Below are 20,690 nucleotides of genomic sequence, written 5' to 3'. Positions count from 1 at the left end.
GTTACTCCTCGCCGGTCTGGGCCTGCCCTTCCACCAGCTCGCGGACAGCTTCGATGAAAGTGTCACCACGGTGAGCATAGGAAGAGAACTGATCCATGGAAGCAGCTGCCGGAGCCATCAGCACGGTATCGCCGGATGCAGCGAGTCGTGCTGCTGACGCCACGGCACCGGCCATCACCGTTTCACCGGAGGAATTCGCCGGGACGGCACGAGACGCTGCGGCAGTCTGCACATCTTCAGTTTCACCCGTGCCCGGGACGATCACCGGGACATCCGGCGCGTGTCGCTGGAGGGCCTCGTTCAACGCGGAGGTATCCCTTCCGATGAGCACCACGGCCTTGAGCCGCTGGCCATGCTCACGGATCAGGTCGTCGTAGGTGACTCCCTTGGAGAGGCCGCCGGCAATCCAGATGACATTGCTGAAGGTGGCCAGTGAAGCCGAAGCCGCATGCGGGTTGGTGGCCTTGGAGTCGTTGACCCACAGAACGCCGTTGTGGCGTGCTACCGGCTGGATGCGGTGGTCTCCGGGGATGTAGTCCAGGATTCCCTTCCGCACCGCCGTGGTTTCCACACCATAGGCGCGCACCAGACCGGCGGCTGCCAGGGCGTTGGCCACCATATGGCGGGGCGCGAACCTGCCGAGGTCGTTGATGGAGGCCAGTTCCGCGGCACTGTCCTTGCGTTCGGCGATAAAGGCCCGGTCAACGAGCAGTCCCTCCACCACGCCGAGCATGCTGATGGCGGGAGTGACGGTAGTGAAACCCACCGCGCGGCAACCTTCCACAACGTCGGCGTTTTCCACCATACGTTCGGTTTCGATCTGCTCGGCGTTGTAGATGCAGGCTTTCTGCGTATGCTCGTAGACCTTCGCCTTGTCCGCCAGGTAGGACTCGTAGGAGCCGTGCCAGTCAACGTGGTCTTCGGCAACGTTGAGGCAGACACTGGCCACGGGTGAGAGCGAGTGCGCCCAGTGCAGCTGGAAGCTGGAGAGCTCGACGGCGAAGACGTCGTAGTCCACCGGGTCGCGAAGGGCGTCGAGGATGGGTGTTCCCACATTGCCCACGGCGATGGCCTTCAGGCCGGCGGCCCGGAGCATGGACTCGGTGAGGCCAACCGTAGTGGTCTTGCCGTTGGTGCCGGTGATGGCTAGCCAGTCGGCGGTTTTGCGGCCTTCCCGGACCCGTACCCGCCAGGCGAGTTCCACATCTCCCCACACCGGGATGTGGGCGCGGGCAGCGGCGGCGAGCAGGGCCTGGTCCGGACGCCAGCCCGGTGAGGTGACTATCAGTTCGGGCAGTTCGCCGTCGATCCTGGGGATGCGGGTGACGGCGTCCTCGCCCAGCAGGACATCGGCTGCGCCGACGATCTTCAGGGTGTCGGCGTGGGCCTTAGCGGTCTCGGAGGTGGCGGCGTCAACCACCACCACCCGGGCGCCCAGTTCGATCAGGGTGTCGGCTGCGGCAAATCCGGAGACGCCGATGCCGGTCACCACCACGCGCAGGCCGGACCAGTCGGAGTCCCATGTGACGAGGTTTTCGAGGCGGGGGGAAACGGTCACAGCAGCACAACCCATTCTGCGTAGAAGATGCCAAGGCCCATGGCAACGAAGAGCCCGCCGAGGATCCAGAACCGGACCACCACCGTTACTTCGGCCCAGCCCTTCAGTTCGAAGTGGTGCTGGAGCGGCGCCATCTTGAAAACGCGTTTACCGCCGGTGGCCTTGAAGTAGCCCACCTGGATGATGACGGAGAGGGTGATCAGCACGAACAACCCGCCGATGATTCCCAGCAGCAGTTCGGTCCGGGACAGGATGGCGAAGCCGGCGATCGCGCCGCCAATGGCCAGCGATCCGGTGTCACCCATAAAGATCTTTGCCGGCGAGGTGTTCCACCAAAGGAAGCCCACCAGGGCCGCGCTCAGGATGGCTGCCAGCAGTGCCAGGTCCAGTGGATCACGGACGGAATAGCATCCGCTGCCGGTCTCGCGCGGTGAGCCGCAAGCCTGGGTGTTCTGCCAGATTCCCATCAGCGTGTAGGCGCCAAAGACCATGACTGAGGCGCCGGCGGCGAGCCCGTCAAGGCCGTCCGTGAGGTTCACGCCGTTGGTGGCGGCGGTGACGATCAGGTTGGACCACACCACAAAGAGGATGGCCCCCAGGACGGTTCCTCCGAATGCCAGGTCCAGCCAGGGGAGGTCCCGGACCAGGGAAATCTTGGTGGATGCCGGCGTAACACCGGCGCTGTTGGGGAAGTTCAACGCAAGCACGGCGAAGATGATGCCCACGGCTCCCTGCAGGATCAGCTTTGCCTTGGCATCCAGGCCAAGGCTTCGCTGCCTGGAGATTTTGATGAAGTCGTCCAGGAAGCCCACCAGCCCCATCCCCACCATTAGGAAGAGCAGGATCAGGGCGGAGGCGGACGGTCCGGAAGATGCCGGGTTCACCATCATCATGATGAGGTGGGTGAGTCCGTAGCTCAGCAGCACGGATGCCACCACCACGGTGCCGCCCATGGTGGGTGTGCCGCGCTTGGTGTGGTGCGAGGTGGGACCGTCATCCCGGATGAACTGTCCGTAGCCGCGGCGGACCAGCAGCCGGATGAAGAGCGGTGTCCCCACCAATGCGCATAAAAGGGCCAGGCCGGCGCCGATCAAAAGTGCAATCACAGCAGAGTGCTCCTTTCATCGGCCGGTTGAGGGGTTTGTGGGGGTAATGCTATCCGATCACCCAAATGGCGCAGCCCCACGCTGTTCGAGGACTTGAACAGCACCAGGTCGCCCGGTTCAAGCTCGGCGTTTAGGACGTCATAGGCCTCATCCACGTTTTCGGCGAAGAGGCATTCATCGCCCCAGGAGCCCTCCTGGACGGCAGAGACGTAGAGGGCACGTGCTTCGCGGCCCACCACCACCAGGCGTGAGATGTTGAGCCGGACCACCTGGGTGCCCACGGCTGTGTGCTCCCGGATGGAATCCTCGCCGAGCTCCAGCATGGCGCCCAGCACCGCCCACGTGCGGCGGCCGCGGCCGAGGTCCGCGAGGGTCCGCAGGGCGGCGCGCATGGATTCGGGGTTGGCGTTGTAGGCGTCGTTGATGATGGTGACGCCGTCCGGCCGTTCGGTGCGCTCCATCCGCCACCGGCTCGCGGCGGCCTGGCTGCTGAGTGAGGAGGCGATGTCCTGACCGGAAACCCCTGCGGCCCAGGCTGCGGCGGCGGCGGCCAGCAGGTTGCCCACATGGTGTGCGCCGATAAGGCGGCTGCTGACGTGGAGCCCGGCCCCGCCGTCCGGAAGCTGGAGGTCGAACTCGGGGTTGCCTCCCGCGTTGGTGTCGGCGTTCAGTGCCTTCACGGCCGCATCGGCGCGGCCTTCCGCGGAGAACCCCAGTACTTTTGCCGAGGTGCGGACACGCATGGCGGCCACCCGGTCGTCGTCGAGATTGATGATGGCGGTGCCGCCGGGAGCAAGCGCTTCGACCAGCTCACCCTTGGCCAGGGCAATGTTCTCCACTCCGCCGAACTCGCCGGCGTGGGCCGTCCCCACGGCCAGCACCACCCCGATGTCGGGTTTGACCATGTCCGCGAGGTAGCGGATGTGCCCGACGCCCGTGGCACCCATCTCGATGACGAGGAAGCGGGTGTCGGTTCCGGCGCGGAAAACGGTGAGGGGCACGCCGATTTCACCGTTATAGGAACCCTGCGGCGCCACGGTGTTGCCCTGCGTGGACAGAATCCCGGCGAGGAGGTCCTTGGTGGTGGTTTTCCCGGCTGAACCTGTAATTCCCACAACGGTCAAGTCGCTCCCCTGTTCGGCGCGGGCAGCGCGGATCCGGCGCACGGCCTCGGCAGCCAGCGCGCCCATCGCCAGGACCGCGTCAGGAACCAGCACAGCGGGGTAGCTGGTTCCGTCCGCCGCCGTGACGGGACGCTCAACCAAGGCAAGGCTGGCGCCGGCGGCGAACGCGGCGGGCACGAAGTCGTGACCGTCCGCGTTTTCGCCCGGCTTTGCGACGTAGAGCGCACCGGGTGTGGCTTCGCGGGAGTCCGTAACCACCGAAAGAGGCGTGATTCCGGGATCGGCGTCCAGGCGCCCGTTAGTGATTTCGGCGATCTCCGCCGCAGTAAAAGCAATCATCTCGGTCTAGGACTCTATCCGGTCGTCTTGGAGAACGTTGAATCCCCTGGCTGTCAAGGCGGTGCGCAGCTCTACCCTGTCGTCCAGGGCAAGGTTGACGCCTTTCACTTCCTGCCAGACTTCGTGGCCCCGGCCGGCCACGAGGATGATGTCCTGCGGGCGGGCCAGTTCAACGGCGCGGCGGATGGCGTCAGCACGGGGAAAGACCTCCAGGATTTCGCAGGACAGGGACTCCTTTTCCTGCGCTTCCCGGGCTCCGGCCAGGACATCAGCACGGATGGCGGCCGGGTCTTCGTCGTGGGGGTCGTCATCGGTGATGATGACGACCTCGGCAAGCCGGGCGGCGATGGCGCCCATGGCAGGACGTTTACCCTGGTCGCGCTGGCCGGTGGCGCCGAACACCACAATGAGGTTCGAGTCCGTTTCCGGCGACCGCACCGCCTCCAGGGCCCTGGCCAGGGCGTCGGTGTTGTGGGCGAAGTCGACTATTGCCGCGGGTGCCGTTGATACCAGCTGCATACGCCCGGGGACCGCCACGGTGAAGGGATCCGACCCGTCCAGGGCCGCTTGCAAGGTTGCTGTGTCAACTCCTGCCGCCAGAACCATAATTGCCGCAAGCGCCGCGTTGGCCACATTGAAGCTGCCGGGCAGACCGGTGTGGACGCGGAGCTGCGCGCCGCCGGGTCCACTCAGCGTGGAATCCGTGCCGAGCCCCCGTGGGGCCGTTTCCGTGACGGTCCAGTCCGCCGGCGCTCCTGCGGTGGTGCTGAGGGTGGTGACCGGCACACTCGTGCTGCCGGCAAGCTGAAGGCCCCATTCGTCGTCGACCGTCACTACCGCGGCGCGGGCGCGGCCCGGGGTAAAAAGCTCCGCTTTGGTGGCGAAGTAGTCCTCCATGGTGAGGTGCAGGTCCAGGTGGTCCTGGGTGAGGTTGGTGAACCCGGCAACATCGAACAGGACCCCGTCCACGCGCTGGAAGGAGATGGCGTGGGAGGAGACCTCCATGGCGGCGGCCGCCAGGCCCCGCTCGCGCATCAGTGCGAGCAGTGCGTGCACGTCGGTGGATTCCGGCGTGGTGAGGAGGCTGGGAATCGGGTCCCCGCCGGCATGGATCTCGATGGTGCCGATCAACCCGGTGGTGCGGCCCAGGGCGCGCAGCAGCGAGTTGATGAAGTAGGTGGTGGTGGTCTTGCCGTTGGTGCCCGTGACGCCAAACAACTGGGGCTGCCCCGTGCCCGGCTGGCTGCGGTAGATCAGGGCGGAGAGCGGGCCCACGACATTCCGCGGCGACTCCACGATCACCACGGGCACCGGGGTGTCCGCGGACAGTGCCAGCAGCTTTGCACCGGCGTCGTCGGTAAGAACCGCTGCGGCTCCGGCGTCGATGGCCTGCGGCACGAAGTCTGCGCCATGCCTGGTGGCGCCGGGCAGCGCGACGTAGAGGTCCCCCGGTTCCACGGACCGCGAGTTCAAGGAAATACCAGTGACTTCCACCTCTGCTGCCGCGCCGGGAACTGCAACACCTACCGCTTCGGCGATGCTTGCCAGCCGGACCGGCTCCACAGTTGACGGGCGGAATCGGCCCTGGCCGGCCGGTCCCTCCGGGACGGCGCGGTGGTGGGGCGGGTTGATCTCTGACACGGAATCTCCGATGGTGCTAGTCGTGCCCGGCATGGGTGGACCGGTGGTGGTCCTCTGCGCGGGAATGCTACTTGGCGAACTGGGGCAGCCGGGCCGGTTCGCCCGTGGACGGCTGGACGTTGTAGGTGCGCAGCGCCTGGCTCATGACCGACCGGAAGACCGGCCCGTTGGTAATCCCGTAAATGCTGCCCTTGGGCCTCTGGAGTACCACCTCCACAATAAACCGCGGATCATCCATCGGTGCCATTCCCACCATGGAGGCGGTGTAGCCGCAGAAGCCGGACTTGCCGTCGTCGCACGGCGACTCCGAGGTGCCCGTCTTTGCCCCAACCCGGTAACCGTCGATCCCGGCGTCCTTGATCTGCCCCTCGGTAACGGCGCTTTCCAGGATGTCCTGGACCTGCTGGGCCGTATTCTCCGAGACCACCTGCCTGGGCTCCGCAGCCGGCACCTTCTCCTCGGTGCCGTCCGGAGAGATATAGGAGTCGATCAGGCGGGGCTGGAGCATCACGCCGTTGTTGGCAACGGACTGGAACGCCCGCACAGTCTGAAGTGTGGACTGCGACACGCCCTGCCCGAACAATACTGTGTATTCCTGGCGGCCATCCCACTGCTGCCACGGTGTGAGGATGCCCGAAGCTTCGGCGGGAAGTCCGATGTCCGGGGCCTCGCCGATGCCGAACTTCTTGAGCCAGTCGTAACGCTGCTCTTTGCTCAACTGCTGGCCGGCCATGACTGTGCCCGTGTTCATCGAATAGCCGAGGATACCGGCGAGGGTGCGCTTTTCGGTGCCGTGGGAGAAGGAGTCGCTGAAGGTCTGGCCGTCCACCGTGTACGACGGCGGCAAGGTGTACTCGCTGAGCGGGTTGGCCTTGCCTTCCTCGATCAGAGCCGCTGCCGTCAGCATCTTCTCGACTGACCCTGGCTCATAGGCGGCGGTGACGGCACGGACACCGCGGTCCTTGGCGGCAACCCGGCCGGGGTCATTGGGATCGGGAGCGTTGGTGTCGGCCATCGCCACCAGATTTCCGGTCTTGACGTCCATGACGATGATGACGCCCCACTCGGCACTGAGCTTGTCGGTCTGGCTTTGGATGGCCTGCTGGGCGAAGTACTGCAGGTCGGAGTTGATGGTGAGCTTGACGTCCTTGCCGTCCTGTGGCGGGGTCAGTTCGTCCATGCCCACAGGGATACGCAGCCCGTCGGCACCGATTTCGAACAGTCGCTTGCCGTCAGTACCTTTCAGCAGCCCGTCCTGGGTCTGTTCGATGCCGGCCTGGCCGGTGTTCCCGTCCTGCAGGAAACCGATGATGCCGCCCGCCACCGAACCGTTGGGGTACACACGCTTGCTGACGCCTTCGGTGACGATGCCGGGAATCTGAAGCTTGGAGATGCGGTCCTCAACGTCGGGCTTCACGTCCTTGGCCACGATGTAATAGGGCTGCTGGCCGGTAACGGCTTCACGGATGGCGTCCTTCTCCATGCCCAGGGCGGAGGCCAGTTCGCTGAGCCCCTGGTCCCGGCTGACGTCTACCAGCTTGTCCTTGCCGTCCACCGGTTCCAGGCGCTTGAACGTCTCGGTTTTAGTGTTGACCCGTTGGTCCACCACCACGTTGTAGCGGATGACACTGTTGGCCAGCACCGTGCCGGTGGAATCCAGGATGCTGCCGCGCTCGGCGGGAAGCACGGTCTGTTTCATCCGGCTGTTGAGGGCAGCTTCGGCCATTCCTCCGACGTCCAGCCCTTGGACCAGGAAGAGTTTTCCACCCACCACCAGCAGCAGCGTGAGCATGATTCCCAAGCCAAGCCGCAGGCGTTTGGTGGCGTTGGGCACCTTGCTGCTGCTTGCCTTGCCGGTCCTCTGCGCCACCGCGATATTCCTTGCTGCTCGACCTTGCTGCCTGTCAGACCTGCCCTATTACTGTCCGGGGACCTTCTGCTCCGGTGCGGGCACCGAACCTCCGTGCAGTTCCACCGGCGGCACTGCCGCGGCTGCCGGCGTCTGCGCGGGGGTTGGACCGGCCGTGGCGCCGGCCGTGGCGCCCGCCCCGGCAACCGGGGCTGCCGCGGCAGGAGCCGGGGTGTCCTCTACGGGCTTCCGGGCTTCGAGGGGCTCGTTCTTGCTGGGCGGGGGTACCACGGTAAGCTGTCCGGGCACTGCCGGCGCCGGGATGACTGCACCGGCGGGGCCGTCCTTGACGGCAGGTGTGGCCTTGCCGGTCACCGAAAGGGTCGACAGGTCGATTTGGCCCTTGACCGTAGATGGCACCATGCCCAGCTTCGTCGCCTGTGCTGCGAGATTCTGGGGGGCCTCGAAGTTCTGCACCTGCTGGGTGAGGTCCTGGTTCTGCTTGGTCAGGGCGCTCTGCGCGGCGCGCAGCTCCACCAGCTGGTACTGCGCCGTGGAAACGGAGATGTTCAGCACCAGGACAGCAATCAGGGCGACGGCCAGCATGCCGAAGCACAACACCACAAAGGGCGCGCGGCGCTTGCGGGGTACCGTCCGGACCAGAGAGAGCGGTGTCCGGCTCCTGCGTGGCGCCTCGGGCGAGCCGGCAGGGAGCTGCTTAGCGGCCGAACCGTTAACAACGGGAAAGTTCTTCACGGCAGCGGTGCTCATTCAGCTCTCCTGGCTCGGATTCGTTCCACCGCGCGGAGCCTTGCTGAGGCAGCGCGGGGGTTTTCGGCGATTTCGACGGCGGTTGGCACCTCAGTGCCTTTGGTCAGGGTTTTAAGTTCGGGTTTATGTTCTTCCAGCTCGACGGGGAAGCCCAGCGGAGCGGAGGATTTCGATCGGGCCTGGAAGACACCCTTGACGATCTTGTCCTCCAGCGAGTGGTAGGACATAACCACGATCCGGCCTCCCAGTGCTGTGGCCTCCACAGCGGCGGGCACGGCACGCTCCAGGACTTCCAGTTCCTCGTTGACCTCGATCCGCAAAGCCTGGAAGGTTCTCTTGGCGGGGTGTCCGCCGGATTTGGCAGCGCCGGCCGGAACAACCGAGCGGATCTGTTCCACCAGTTCGCCGGTGGTAGTGAAGGGTTTGACAGCCCGGGCCGCCACGATCCTGTTGGCGATCCTGCCGGCGAACTTTTCCTCACCCCACTTGCGGATGATCCGGACGAGTTCCTCTTCGCTGTAGGTGTTCACCACATCCGCTGCCGTCTGGCCGCGGCTGGTATCCATCCGCATGTCCAGCGGAGCGTCGAAGGAATAGGCGAAGCCGCGCTCACGCTCATCGAGCTGGAGCGAGGAAACTCCCAGGTCCATCAGGATCCCGTGAACCTCCGGGACGCCGAGGTCAGCCAGGACGTCTTCGATTTCGTCATAGACGGCGTGGACGAGGTCTGTCCGTGATTCGAAGGGCGCCAGCCGCGCACCGGCCAGGGCCAGGGCTTCTTCATCCCGGTCGATGCCGATCAGGTGCAGGTCCGGGAAGCGCTGCAGCATGGCCTCGGAGTGGCCACCCATGCCGAGGGTGGCATCAATGGCGATGGGGGTTTCGCCGCGGCTCCTGGCCGCCTCGAATCCGGGGGCCAACAAATTGATGCACCGGTCCCGAAGGACCGGCACATGGCGTTCGGACGTGGGCTTGGGTTGATCGTTCATGCCTCGTCCTTTCTCGCCGTCGCTGATGCCTGGATGCTTCTTGACCCGGATCCCCATCCGCGCCTACCGTCCTGCCCGCCTGGCTCCGGGGAAGTTGAGCCAGGTTGGCCGGCTGATGGGCCGGCTGGAGATCCCAACCAAGAAGCTGTCCGTTGCTCCTTTCCGGTCACAGAATGCCCGGAATGGGATCATCGGTTTCAGAGAAGGCTGTTTCCTTCTCCGCGAGGTATTCATTCCAAGCCTGGGCATCCCAGATCTCGGCGCGGGTTCCGGCACCAATCACGGCCAGTTCCCTCCCGAGCCCTGCGTACTCCCGGAGCGCCGGTGGAATAGTCACACGCCCCTGCTTGTCAGGTACCTCGTCCGAGGCTCCAGAGAGAAAGACGCGGATGTAGTCCCGCGCCTGTTTTGAGGAGATTGGCGCCTCCCGCATTTGCTCGTGGACCCGGGCAAATTCCTTCTCGCTGAAGACGTAGATGCAACGTTCCTGGCCCCTGGTGAGGACCAGTCCGCTGGCAAGTTCCTCCCGGAACTTCGCGGGGAGAATGATCCGGCCCTTTTCATCCAGACGCGGCGAATGCGTGCCCAGAAACACTGGCCCACCGCCTGTCCGATGTCAGGAACTGCACATCCCCTATGTTGCAACCACCCTCTTATGTCCTCCACATTACTCCACTTTCCCCCACAGTCAACGCAGAATGTCTCCCCCTGGGCCCAATTTTTGGGAAAGGAAGCCTGAAATGGCGCGGAATTGTGGCGGTGGTGGGAAGTGGAGGACTTTCCCTGCACTGGCCTTGGAGTAGCCCGGCATGGGGAAAGACAGTCGGGACCCCTGGTGTCTTATGCGCGGGCCGGCAGCTGGTCCGTCCTCAATGAAGTTTGTGGGTGAAAGAGCCTGCAAGCACGGCAACGCCCCATCAGCGCTCCCGGCCAGCACGGGGCTCTCCACCCACGTTTTGTCCCCACCGTTATTTAGTTCCGCAGGAGTGGGTTTAAACAGCAAAAGACCCGCCGTAGCGGGTCTTTATGCTGCGCGCCCCCATTCGGGGAGCAAAGTGGTGGGACGGGGGCGTCCGCTGCAGCCTGGCGGCCGGCCTAGGATTCTCCCCTGCGCCTTTCGTCCCAGCGTTCCTCGAGACTGCTCATGAACGAACTGCGCTGTTTGCCGGACTTGCCTGCTCCGGACTTGGAGCCCTTTGCGCCGGGGGAACTGCTGCGCATGGTGGCGAAGTACACGCCGCCGCCCATCACAACAAAACCGAGGACACCAACGAAGATGTTCTGGAGGGTGACACCAACGAGTAACAGGAAAACCCCGGCCAGCGCACAAAGAACGCCAATCACGACGTGTCTTGTCGACCACGAACGCCCGGGGTCCGATCCCATGGAATTCGCGAACTTTGGATCATCCTCGTGAAGCTGCTTCTCCAGCTGCTCAAGCAGCTTCTGTTCGTGCTCCGACAGCGGCATCACGACCTCCTTTGTAGGCCAACGTCCGGGCTGGTCCCAGCCACTACTCCTGCTCCGATAACGTCTGGTATGCCCTGGTGGTTCCCGTACCCGCCGGCTTCGGCGGTAAACAAAAACCAAGGCATGCAGACCCGGAGCGGGAGCATGTCCAAGAGAGCCCGGCAGTAAGTCCAGTCACTCAAAAACTTTGTACCTATAAGGATAGTTTGTTGAGGAGCGTTCTGAAAGACGGCAATGACTTTGGAAGACACTTCTGAGGGGCTCATACGGGGCACATATCCGGCCCTTAATCGGTGCCGCTGTCCGGCTCCAGGAGCCGGGCAGGAAGGACGGATCTATTGCCGAATTTGCGGGCCACCTGGTCAAGGGCCTGTTCAGCGGCCCGCCAGTTGTCATCCCGGCGGTCAATACTGAGCTGAAGCGATGTTGTGGCTGCGTCTTCGAGCTGCTCGGCCCGCACACCCACGAGCCTCACCGGCATGGGCCGGTCCACGCCTTCCAGGAGCTGCAGCGCAACCCCATAGATGAGCTGGGCACTGTCAACGGGCGCCTGTACAGTCCGGCTCCGGGTGATCGTGGAAAAATCAGCGAAGCGCAGCTTCAGGGCGATGGTCCGCGCTACCATTCCCGCACTCCGCAGCCGGCCGGCCGTCCGGTGTGCGAGGCGGAGCAGCTCGCGGTGGAGGAGAGCGTCGTCGGCCGTGTCTACGGCAAACGTTTCTTCGGCGCCGATGCTCTTTTCCAGCCGGACGGGCGTGACAGGACGCGGGTCCTGTCCCCAGGCCAGCTGGTGCACGTGCTCGCCGGTGGCGCCCAGCATCTTCCGGAGCGACGTGACCGGTGTGGCCGCGACGTCCGCCACCGTCCGGATGCCCATCCTGGCCAGGACTTCAGCTGTTTTGGCGCCGATGCCCCACAGCGCGCCGACCGGCAGGCTGTGGAGGTAAGGCACCGTCTGGTCGGGCCCGATCAGCAGCAGTCCGTCCGGCTTGCAGCGGGTGGACGCGATCTTGGCCACAAACTTGGTTTCCGCAATCCCCACCGAGGCCGTGATGCCCAGCTCCGCCGCGACCGTGCTGCGGATCAATTCGCCGATGACCCGGGGCGGCCCCAGCCGGCGGATGGCGCCGGTCACGTCGAGGAACGCCTCGTCCACGCTGAGCGGTTCCACGAGCTCGGTAACGGATTCGAAGATCGCCATGAGCTGCGCCGAGACGTCGTAGTACACCTTGTGGCGCGGCTCGATGATCACCGCCTGCGGGCACATGCGCATGGCCACCGCCATGGGCATGGCTGACTTCACACCAAAAGCCCTGGCCTCATAGGAGGCCGACAGGACCACTGAGCGCTCCGCCGGGAAGCCGACGATGACGGGCTTGCCGCGCAGTTCGGGCCGCGTGCGAAGTTCCACGGAGACGAAAAAGGCGTCCATATCCACGTGCATGATGCACTTGCGCCTGCTGGCCCGAAGTCCGGCTCCAGCCGGCTCATTCGTCCCAACAGGTCCCACGGCTGCAATCCTATCGCTTTGTACTGACTAAACTGGAGGCGGAATCCGGCATCAACACCAGGAGGAAAGTCCCTGTGACGGACATTGGAAAACTCAAGCCAGCAGCCCTGGCCGCTTTCGCAGCCGCGGCAGCACTGGCCCTCGCTGCGTGCAGCCCAACACCGTCAGGAACCCCTGGTCCCACCGCTTCCGCTTCCTCGCCGCAAACCGCGGAGTCAACCATCACTGCCTCCGCCAGCCCCTCCGCGTCGCCGAACACCTCCGCTACTGTCGGGGCCGTCGTCGAGGGTTTCCCCCAGCAGCTCCTGCCCCTCATGCCCGGCGCAACCGTGGTGTCCAGCAGCTTCGACAAGGCGTCGACGCCTGCGACGGCCGCCCTGGTTGCCACTATCAGCTCTCCCGTCGCTGCTGTCCTGGACTTCTACACCAAGGAGCTGGAGGCCCGCGGATTCAAGGCGGTTCCGGGCGAGTCAGTGGGAGCTGTCACTTCCAAGGACTTTGTCCGCGGCGACAACGAGACGGTCAACCTGTCCGCGGTGGACGCGGCGGGCGTGGTGACGTTCACCATCGGCGCCAACGTGGCAGCTGAGTCAGCCAAGTGACGGCGGCGGAGCAGCTAAGGAATGAACAGGCCGCCTTTGTGGCGGCGGTAGCCGGCGAACTGACTGATTTCCTCACGTCCAGGCAATCCATCATGTCCGCTATTTCGCCGGACATCGAACCCATCATGGGTTCCATCTCCAACCTGGTTACCGGGGGAAAGCGCCTCCGGGCACTGATGTGCTACTGGGGCTGGCGCGGCGCGGGGGGCGGGTCCGGCGCGCACCAGGTAGTGACGGCAGGAGCGGCCCTGGAACTTTTCCAGGCCGCAGCGCTCATCCACGACGACATCATCGACCGCTCGGACACCCGGCGGGGCGGCCCCAGTGTCCACCGCAGGTTCAGCCAACTGCACGGCACCCACGGCTGGGCACTGGACAGTGAGCGCTTCGGCCAGGCGGCAGCAATCCTTACCGGTGACCTCTGCCTTTCCTTCAGCGAGGAAGCCTTCACGGACATCGGAGAGCCCGCCGCGGCGGGAACCCGGGCGCGCCTGATCTTCAACCTCATGCGGGCCGAAGTCATGGCAGGCCAGTACCTGGACATCCTGGAAGAGGTTGCCGGCCCGGTCCGCGACCGTGCCGGGGCCGTGAGCAGGGCTCAGTCCATCATCAGGTTCAAGTCCGCCAAATACTCAACGGAACATCCGCTGGCCCTGGGCGGCGCCCTTGCCGGAGCCTCGAACGAACTGCTCCGCGGCTATTCCGCATTTGCCCTGCCCCTCGGTGAGGCGTTCCAGCTGCGCGACGACGTGCTGGGTGTTTTTGGTGATCCGCTGACGACCGGCAAGCCGGCGGGCGACGACCTGAGGGAGGGCAAGCGCACGGTACTGGTAGCGCTGGCTCTGGACCAGGCCTCCGCTGCTGAGTCGGCATTCATCGATGCCCGGCTGGGCAGCCCGGATCTCACGGATGAGGACATCCGTGAGATCCGGCGGATCATAGAAGAGTCGGGCGCCCTGCAGGCCACCGAGGTCCTGATCAGTGAATTCGGCAACGCCGCCTTCGATGCCCTGGACACACTTCCCCTGGACGACCTGCCGAAAACCGCACTCCGGAAGCTGGCCGAAGCAACGGTCAGCCGGGCCTCCTGATTCGGCAGGTTCAGGCCCGGTAATTACCAGGCCAAAGTTTGTGCCCTGCGCCTGATTTCGGTTTTACGGCCTTCCCGCAACGCGTCGATGGGCCGTCCCCGCAATGACTCATCCGGCGTGAAAAGCCAAATGATAAGGTCCTCGTCGGAGTAGCCTGCGTCCGCGAGCACAACAATGGTGCCCTTGAGGCTGTCCACGACCTGGCCGTCCTGGATGAATTCGGCCGGGACCGAACGGATATTCCGCTCCCCCACGCGCACGGCGGCCAGCGCCCGATCATCAATCAGGCTGTGGACTTTGGTGATGGAAACGTCCAATAGTTGGGCGACATCAGGCAGGGGCAACCATTCGCCCACGAGGTTTTCTACATTGCTCACGGATCAAGGTTGCCACGCAGTCCGCCGTGGCGCCTAGTCGGGAAATTCCACAGGGAGTTGTTGACTTGCGGACACTCCGCAGATTCTCCTTGCGGGGAATGCGTGAATTCTTGTGCTAATTACGAATCCGTGAGACATTCACATACATCACTTTGGTAACAGTATTAACAGCAGCAACAGTAGTATCGAAATAACCGCGGCATCCCCGCCCGCGCACCCGCAGTTGAGAAGAGGATTCTTTCCCATGACGATGTCCCGCTCGCCGAAGCAGCCCCAGAAACCGAGTCTGCCGATGATTGCTGCCACGACGGCAGCGCTGCCAGCGGTCGTGTTATCGTCCTTAGCCCTCGCCCAGCCCGCAGCTGCTCAACAGCCCGCGCGACCCGTCCCGGCAACCCTCGCAGCGGCCATGAAGGCCCAGGCAGCCCAAGTAGCCCAGGCAACCGCAGCCGTTATTCCGGCGTCGTCCGTTTCTACAGCCATTCCGGCAGCCTTTAAGCCGGCACAGCCTGCCGCACCCGCCGAATACACCATCGCCCGGGGCGACACCATCAGCGCCATCGCGGGCAGGTTCGGGCTGAACACGGGAGAAATCCTGAAGCTGAACAACCTCCAGGCCAACACGATCATTTACCCGGGCCAGAAGATCAAGCTCTCCGGCTCTGCAGACGCACCGGCCGCTCCCGCGGCAAAGCCGGCTGCCGCCGCCGCCCCCGCCAGCGCAGGCGCGACGTACACCGTGAAGCCGGGTGACACACTCGGGGCCATCGCGGCGAGGCACAACGTCAGCCTGTCGGACGTCTTCGCCTGGAACAACCTCAACATGCGCTCCATCATCTACCCCGGGCAGAAGGTCAAAGTGGGTGCAGGCGATACGGCCCCCGCTGCCCCCGCTCCCGCTCCCGCAGCACCTGCTGCAGCCCTGGCCAACGCATCCGCCACGCCTGCCGCCCCGGCCTCGGGCTCCTACACCGTCAAGGCTGGCGACACCTTGTGGGCCATCGCATCCCGCCACGGCGTTAAGCTCTCGGAGCTCCTCTCCGCCAACCAGCTGAACATGTCCTCGGTGATCCACCCGGGCAACAAGCTGGCCCTCCCGGGCGCTGCAGTCCAGCCGGCGCCGGCGCCGGCGCCGGCGCCGGCGCCGGCCGCCGCGGTGACTCCCCTGGTGCCCAGCACCTTCCTCGGCTTCACCTACCCGGCAGCCGTGGTGAGCTCAGCCAACGAAAACAAAGCGCTCCTGAATGCTTCCCCGGTTCCCTCCCGTGAGGAAATGAAGAGCATTGTGGCAGACAAGGCCCGGGCGATGGGAGTTGAGCCTTCACTGGCCCTCGCCTTCGCGTACCAGGAGTCGGGTTTCAACCAGCGCGCGGTGTCCCCGGCCAACGCGATCGGAACCATGCAGGTCATTCCCAGCTCCGGTCAGTGGGCCTCGGACCTGGTGGGCCGTAAGCTGAACCTGCTCGATCCCCATGACAACGCAACTGCCGGAGTGGCGATCATCCGCCAACTGCTGGCCACCAGCAAGGACCGGGACACGGCCATCGCCGGTTACTACCAGGGCCAGTACTCGGTGAGCAAGTACGGCATGTACGACGACACTAAGACCTACGTCGAAGCCATCAAGGCGCACCAGAAGAACTTCGGCTGAGGCCGCTTGCCGTCCCGTGGAACCGGGCGGTGAGGCGATGTCGACACGGGTCCGGACCGGCATGGGTTCGGACCCGTTTCATTGCTGGATTACGATCGTAGGGTGCAGGAACACGTGTCAGACCCGCTGGTAGGAACCCTGGTGGACAACCGGTACGCCGTCCGCTCCAGGCTGGCGCGTGGCGGAATGTCCACGGTTTACGTGGCCACGGACCAGCGGCTTGAGCGGGACGTGGCCCTGAAGGTGTTGCACCCGCACCTGTCCGCAGACGAAAACTTCCTGGGCCGCCTGGGCCGCGAGGCCAAGGCCGCAGCAAGACTGTCCCACCCCCACGTCGTGGGCGTGCTGGACCAGGGCGTGGACCACCACACCGCGTACTTGGTGATGGAGTACATCAAAGGCCACACGCTCCGCGATGTCATCAACACCAAAGGGGCTCTTCCGCCCAGGCTTGCCCTGGCACTGATTGATCCAGTGGTTGAAGGCCTCGGTGCCGCCCACGCTGCCGGATTCATCCACCGCGACGTTAAGCCTGAGAACGTCCTGATTGCGGACGACGGCAGGATCAAAATCGGCGACTTCGGACTCGCGCGGGCCGTGACCACATCCACGAGCACCGGCGCCTTGCTCGGGACTGTAGCGTACCTCTCCCCTGAACTTGTCCTGGGCAAGCCCGCTGACGCACGCAGTGACGTGTACTCAGTGGGCATCATGCTTTATGAGATGCTCACCGGCCAGCAGCCGTTCACCGGCGAGGTCCCCATCCAGGTGGCGTATCAGCATGTCAACGGGACGGTGGGCCCTCCGTCGGCCCTGGTCCCCGGCCTGGCCGCAGAAGTGGACGAACTGGTGCAATGGTGCACGGCCAACGATCCCGAGAACCGGCCCATCGACGGAACTGCGCTGCTTCAGGAACTGCGCCACATCAGGACCAACCTCAGCGACCGGGAACTGGACCTTCAGCCACCGGCGGCAGCAGGCATGGAATCCCAGACCCACACCGAAGTCATTGCCCGCCGCAACAATCCGACGAGCGTTATGCCCTTTGGACGGCCCCCGGTGCCCCCTCACCGGCCGCTGCAGCCCGCGGGCACCGGCCAGGGACCAAACCAAGGGCCAAGCCCGGTGGCTCCCGGTCACCGGCACAACCTCACTCCTCCGGACTCGGATGAGGACCAAGGCTGGCAGCCCGCTGCCCCGGCTGCGGCCGCGCTGAGCAAGCGGGCGCAGCGGAAGGCCGACAAGGAAGCGGACAAAGCACGCGCCCGGGCCGCCGCCGTCCCGGTCCGAAGCCTCCGTGAGGGCAGTCCGCGCCGCCGCGGAGTGCTGTGGGTGGTGGTCCTGGTCATTGCCGCACTCCTGGCCACCGGCGCCGGCTGGTTCTTCGGCATGGGACCCGGGGCCGCCGCGGCCATCCCGGCGGTGGCCAATAAAACGGTGGCCGAGGCACAGGATGTCCTCAGCAAGGCCGGGTTCCAGTCCACCTCCAGGGATGTCTTCGACGATGACGTGCCCAGCGGCCTGGTAGTGGGGACCGAGCCCCCTGCCGGTTCGGAGATCCGGAAGTTCCAGCCGGTTTCCCTGTTCGTCTCCAAGGGACCCCAGCTCTTCCCCTTGCCGGAACTGACGGGCCGCACCCTTGACGAAGCGAAAAACGGCCTCAACGCCGCAGAGATGACGTTGGGAACCGTCACCGGGCAGTTCAGCGAAACGGCTGAAGCAGGCGTTGTCCTCTCCCAGGACCCCGCCGCCGGAACACCGGCGCGGCATGGAACGGCTGTCAACCTGGTTGTGTCCAAAGGCCCCGAGCCTATTCCGGTGCCCAATGTGGTGGGCCGGGGAGAAGACGAGGCCGTGGAGGCCATCGAGGCAGCCGGGCTGAAGGCTGACGTGGCGGGCGAAGAAGTCTTCGACAAAAACGTTCCCGAGGGCGCCGTGGTGAGCCAGTCCCCCGCGAACGGGACGCTCACCCGTGGCGGCACCGTGACCCTGACCATCTCGAAGGGCCCGCGGATGGTGGAGGTACCGAGCTTTATCGGCAAGCAGGCCGCGGATGCCAGGAAGGCGCTCGAAGCCCTTGGCTTCCAGGTCAAGGTGAACAACATCCTTGGCGGCTTCTTCGGCACTGTCCGGGACCAGGACCCGGTGGACACCGAAGTGCCTGAAGGTTCAGTGGTTACCCTGACGGTGGTGTAGGCGGACTTCCGCCCACACCACCTTTCAGGAAATCAGTGCTTGGCCAGGGCTCCGGCCACCAGGAAGGCCATCTCCAGCGACTGCATGTGGTTCAAGCGGGGATCGCAGACTGACTCGTAGCGGTCCAGGAAAGCCTCCTGGTCGATCGGGTCCGCCCCGCCGAGGCATTCGGCAACGTCGTCGCCCGTCATTTCGACGTGCAGGCCGCCAGGAACTGTCCCCAGCGCGTGGTGCACTTCGAAGAAGCCACGCACTTCGTCGATGACGTCGTCGAAGTTGCGTGTCTTGTAACCGTTCGGGGAAGTGACGGTGTTGCCGTGCATGGGGTCGGTGACCCAGAGCACCTGCGCACCCGAAGCAGTAACCTTCTCGACGACGGCGGGCAGCTTTTCGCGGATGTTGCCGGCACCCATGCGCGTGATGAAGGTCAGCCGGCCGGGCTCCCGCTCCGGGTCCAGTTTGTCGATCAGGCGGAGGGCGTCGTCACCGGTGGTGGACGGGCCCAGCTTCACACCGATGGGGTTGCGCACCCGGGACAGGAAATCGACGTGCGCGTGGTCCAGTTCGCGGGTCCGCTCCCCGATCCAGAGGAAGTGCGCCGAAGTGTCGTACGGGAAGCCGGTGCGGGAGTCAATGCGGGTGAGGGCCCGCTCGTAGTCGAGCAGCAGGGCCTCATGGCTGGCGAAGAATTCAACCCGCTTAAGTGCTTCAAAGTCTGCTCCGCAGGAGGCCATGAACTTGATGGCCCGGTCGATATCCCGGGCCAGCGACTCGTAGCGGGCGTGGGCTGGATTCTCGGTGAAGCCCTTGTTCCACTGGTGCACCGAACGCAGGTCCGCGAACCCGCCCTGGGTGAAGGCGCGGATAAGGTTCAGGGTGGACGCTGACGTGTGGTACGCCCGGAGCATCCGGGCGGCGTCATGGCCCCGGGACTCGGGGGTGAATTCGTAGCCGTTGACGATGTCGCCACGGTAAGCGGGAAGCGTCACGCCGTCGCGGGTTTCGTCGTTGGACGAGCGCGGCTTGGCGAACTGGCCGGCCATCCGGCCCATCTTGATGACGGGCATGGCCGCGCCGTAGGTCAGGACGACGGCCATCTGGAGGATGGTCTTGACCCGGGCGCTGATTTTGTCAGCGGTGGCCGCTTCGAAGGTTTCGGCGCAGTCGCCGCCCTGGAGCAGGAAGGCCTTGCCTTGGGCGGCGGCGGCCAGCCGTTCGCGCAGGACGTCCACTTCGCCGGCGAACACCAGCGGCGGAAGGACGGAGAGTTCCTTCACCGAAGCATCAAACACATCCCGGTCCTGCCAGCTGGGCTGCTGGGAGATGGGAAGGTCCCGCCAGTTATCGAGTCCGGGATAGTTGGCCGCTCCGCTCTGGGCGGTGCTGGACAGCGAGAAGGCAGGTTTTGCAGATAGCTCAGTCACCTTCTAAGGGTAACCGCAGCGCAGGTCCCCCCGGGACACCGGTACGTCACGCGTCCGGGGCACGCCGTCACAGATCCGGCGGCTGCAGTCCATGGACTCCGGCGTCGCCGGCAGGCTGTCAGGTGCCCTGATGCCCGCCCGCAGCGGCAGCACCGCCGTCGTCCTGGTGCTCTCCTGTATCCTGCTGCTTCGCCGCCTCCGGCACCGGATCTCCGGCAGCGCCGATGCCCGGTGTGGCTGGACCGTCCTGGACGGGCACCGGGGATGCGGGCAGTTCGGCAGCCGCTTCGGGATCGGCCGGCTTGCCTGCAAGCCGGAGCTTCACCACGGCGGCATATTCGTCCACGTACTCCTGCCCCGAGAGGCGCATCAGCTCGAACATGATTTCGTCCGTGACCTGCCTCTGGACCACCCGGTCTTCGGCCTGTTCCCGGTACCGGCTGAAGTCCAGCGGTTCGCCGAATATCATGCCGATCCGGCGTATGTTCGGGAGCCGCTTTCCGATGGGCTGTACCTTGTCCGTGCCGATCATGGCCACGGGAATCACGGGGACGCCGGCCTTGAGCGCGAGCCGGGCAACGCCCACCTTTCCACGGTAAAGGCGGGCATCGGGACTCCGGGTTCCCTCCGGGTAGATGCCCAGCAGCCCACCATGGGAGAGGACCTCCATCCCGGCGTTCAGTGATGCCTCCGAAGCGGCACCCCCCGACCGGTCCATGGGCAGCTGGTTGGTGAGCCGGAAGAACAGCGCGGTCAGCCTGCCCTTGATCCCCGTGCCGGTGAAGTACTCGGATTTGGCGAGGAACACCACGGGGCGGCGGACCATCAAAGGCATAAAAATCGAATCCGAAAACGAAAGGTGGTTGGAGGCGATGATCGCTGCACCTTCGGCGGGAATGTTGTCCAGGCCTTTGACCCAGGGGCGGAAAAGCAGCTTCAACACCGGACCGAGGAAGATCCGTTTCATGACCCAATAGAACACGTGTGAAACC

General features: G+C 65.0%; 17 protein-coding genes. 4 read left to right on the top strand and 13 right to left on the bottom strand.

Annotated features, from left to right (window positions below):
• Position 1: 1 nt before the first annotated feature.
• The 10 genes from murD to dinB all read right to left on the bottom strand — a co-directional run bounded on the left by murD (position 2) and on the right by dinB (position 12,291).
• A complete protein-coding gene (gene murD / locus BACI348_RS08700) occupies positions 2-1,573 on the bottom strand; it encodes a UDP-N-acetylmuramoyl-L-alanine--D-glutamate ligase (protein WP_201298403.1) in 1,572 nt (523 codons plus the stop codon).
• Positions 1,555-2,664, bottom strand: coding sequence for a phospho-N-acetylmuramoyl-pentapeptide-transferase (mraY, locus tag BACI348_RS08695; RefSeq protein WP_159824958.1), 1,110 nt, complete (start codon positions 2,662-2,664; stop codon positions 1,555-1,557). Before mraY ends, murD begins: the two co-directional genes overlap by 19 nt.
• Positions 2,661-4,127, bottom strand: a complete 1,467-nt coding sequence (locus BACI348_RS08690) for a UDP-N-acetylmuramoyl-tripeptide--D-alanyl-D-alanine ligase (protein ID WP_159824956.1) — start codon at positions 4,125-4,127, stop codon at positions 2,661-2,663. Before BACI348_RS08690 ends, mraY begins: the two co-directional genes overlap by 4 nt.
• A gap of 6 nt (positions 4,128-4,133) precedes the next feature.
• The gene (locus BACI348_RS08685; RefSeq protein ID WP_236557500.1) at positions 4,134-5,768 is read right to left on the bottom strand and encodes a UDP-N-acetylmuramoyl-L-alanyl-D-glutamate--2,6-diaminopimelate ligase; all 1,635 of its coding nucleotides are present in this window, start codon (positions 5,766-5,768) and stop codon (positions 4,134-4,136) included.
• Positions 5,769-5,835: 67 nt separating this feature from the next.
• Positions 5,836-7,638, bottom strand: a complete 1,803-nt coding sequence (locus tag BACI348_RS08680; RefSeq protein ID WP_159824952.1) for a peptidoglycan D,D-transpeptidase FtsI family protein — start codon at positions 7,636-7,638, stop codon at positions 5,836-5,838.
• Positions 7,639-7,686: 48 nt separating this feature from the next.
• A complete protein-coding gene (gene ftsL, locus BACI348_RS08675) occupies positions 7,687-8,388 on the bottom strand; it encodes a cell division protein FtsL (RefSeq protein WP_159824950.1) in 702 nt (233 codons plus the stop codon).
• Positions 8,385-9,377 carry a 16S rRNA (cytosine(1402)-N(4))-methyltransferase RsmH gene (gene rsmH / locus BACI348_RS08670; RefSeq protein ID WP_159824948.1) on the bottom strand — a complete coding sequence of 331 codons (993 nt, stop codon included), beginning with the start codon at positions 9,375-9,377 and terminating at the stop codon, positions 8,385-8,387. Before rsmH ends, ftsL begins: the two co-directional genes overlap by 4 nt.
• Positions 9,378-9,543: 166 nt before the next feature.
• Positions 9,544-9,972, bottom strand: coding sequence for a division/cell wall cluster transcriptional repressor MraZ (gene mraZ / locus BACI348_RS08665; protein WP_018763545.1), 429 nt, complete (start codon positions 9,970-9,972; stop codon positions 9,544-9,546).
• A 500-nt stretch (positions 9,973-10,472) separates the two neighbouring features.
• Positions 10,473-10,847, bottom strand: a complete 375-nt coding sequence (locus BACI348_RS08660) for an SCO2097 family morphological protein (protein WP_159824946.1) — start codon at positions 10,845-10,847, stop codon at positions 10,473-10,475.
• A gap of 286 nt (positions 10,848-11,133) precedes the next feature.
• Positions 11,134-12,291: a DNA polymerase IV gene (gene dinB, locus BACI348_RS08655; RefSeq protein WP_159829948.1), complete on the bottom strand. Its 1,158-nt coding sequence runs from the start codon at positions 12,289-12,291 to the stop codon at positions 11,134-11,136.
• Between the two features lie 140 nt (positions 12,292-12,431).
• Between dinB and BACI348_RS08650 the strand changes: the two genes are divergently transcribed.
• Positions 12,432-12,959, top strand: a complete 528-nt coding sequence (locus BACI348_RS08650) for a hypothetical protein (protein WP_159824944.1) — start codon at positions 12,432-12,434, stop codon at positions 12,957-12,959.
• Entirely contained in the window at positions 12,956-14,050 is a 1,095-nt protein-coding gene (locus BACI348_RS08645; protein WP_159824942.1) for a polyprenyl synthetase family protein, read from the top strand. Before BACI348_RS08650 ends, BACI348_RS08645 begins: the two co-directional genes overlap by 4 nt.
• Positions 14,051-14,073: 23 nt before the next feature.
• Here BACI348_RS08645 and BACI348_RS08640 read toward each other — a convergent pair whose 3' ends face one another.
• Positions 14,074-14,427, bottom strand: coding sequence for an Rv2175c family DNA-binding protein (locus BACI348_RS08640; protein WP_201298402.1), 354 nt, complete (start codon positions 14,425-14,427; stop codon positions 14,074-14,076).
• A gap of 244 nt (positions 14,428-14,671) precedes the next feature.
• Here BACI348_RS08640 and BACI348_RS08635 point away from each other — a divergent pair, with 244 nt between their 5' ends.
• Positions 14,672-16,078 carry a lytic transglycosylase domain-containing protein gene (locus BACI348_RS08635; protein ID WP_159824940.1) on the top strand — a complete coding sequence of 469 codons (1,407 nt, stop codon included), beginning with the start codon at positions 14,672-14,674 and terminating at the stop codon, positions 16,076-16,078.
• Between the two features lie 102 nt (positions 16,079-16,180).
• On the top strand, positions 16,181-18,274 hold the full coding sequence (locus BACI348_RS08630) for a Stk1 family PASTA domain-containing Ser/Thr kinase (RefSeq protein WP_159824938.1): 2,094 nt from the start codon (positions 16,181-16,183) through the stop codon (positions 18,272-18,274).
• A 32-nt stretch (positions 18,275-18,306) separates the two neighbouring features.
• Here the strand turns inward: BACI348_RS08630 and BACI348_RS08625 are convergent, their stop codons facing one another.
• A complete protein-coding gene (locus tag BACI348_RS08625) occupies positions 18,307-19,698 on the bottom strand; it encodes a class II 3-deoxy-7-phosphoheptulonate synthase (RefSeq protein ID WP_159824936.1) in 1,392 nt (463 codons plus the stop codon).
• Positions 19,699-19,816: 118 nt separating this feature from the next.
• Entirely contained in the window at positions 19,817-20,680 is an 864-nt protein-coding gene (locus BACI348_RS08620; RefSeq protein WP_159824934.1) for a lysophospholipid acyltransferase family protein, read from the bottom strand.
• Positions 20,681-20,690: the final 10 nt, after the last annotated feature.

It is taken from the genome of Arthrobacter sp. 9AX (genome assembly GCF_902506095.1).
Taxonomy (GTDB): Bacteria; Actinomycetota; Actinomycetes; order Actinomycetales; family Micrococcaceae; genus Arthrobacter.
The sequence above is the reverse complement of the archived record's forward strand: the minus strand, read 5'-3'. Positions and strand labels throughout refer to the sequence as shown.

What these genes read in the sequence shown, in the direction of transcription:
- BACI348_RS08690 (WP_159824956.1), bottom strand. Translation starts at nt 4,127, where the DNA reads ATGATTGCTTTTACTGCGGCGGAGATCGCCGAAATCACTAACGGGCGC.
- murD (WP_201298403.1), bottom strand. Translation starts at nt 1,573, where the DNA reads ATGGGTTGTGCTGCTGTGACCGTTTCCCCCCGCCTCGAAAACCTCGTC.
- BACI348_RS08635 (WP_159824940.1), top strand. Translation starts at nt 14,672, where the DNA reads ATGACGATGTCCCGCTCGCCGAAGCAGCCCCAGAAACCGAGTCTGCCG.
- ftsL (WP_159824950.1), bottom strand. Translation starts at nt 8,388, where the DNA reads ATGAGCACCGCTGCCGTGAAGAACTTTCCCGTTGTTAACGGTTCGGCC.
- dinB (WP_159829948.1), bottom strand. Translation starts at nt 12,291, where the DNA reads ATGCACGTGGATATGGACGCCTTTTTCGTCTCCGTGGAACTTCGCACG.
- BACI348_RS08660 (WP_159824946.1), bottom strand. Translation starts at nt 10,847, where the DNA reads ATGCCGCTGTCGGAGCACGAACAGAAGCTGCTTGAGCAGCTGGAGAAG.
- rsmH (WP_159824948.1), bottom strand. Translation starts at nt 9,377, where the DNA reads ATGAACGATCAACCCAAGCCCACGTCCGAACGCCATGTGCCGGTCCTT.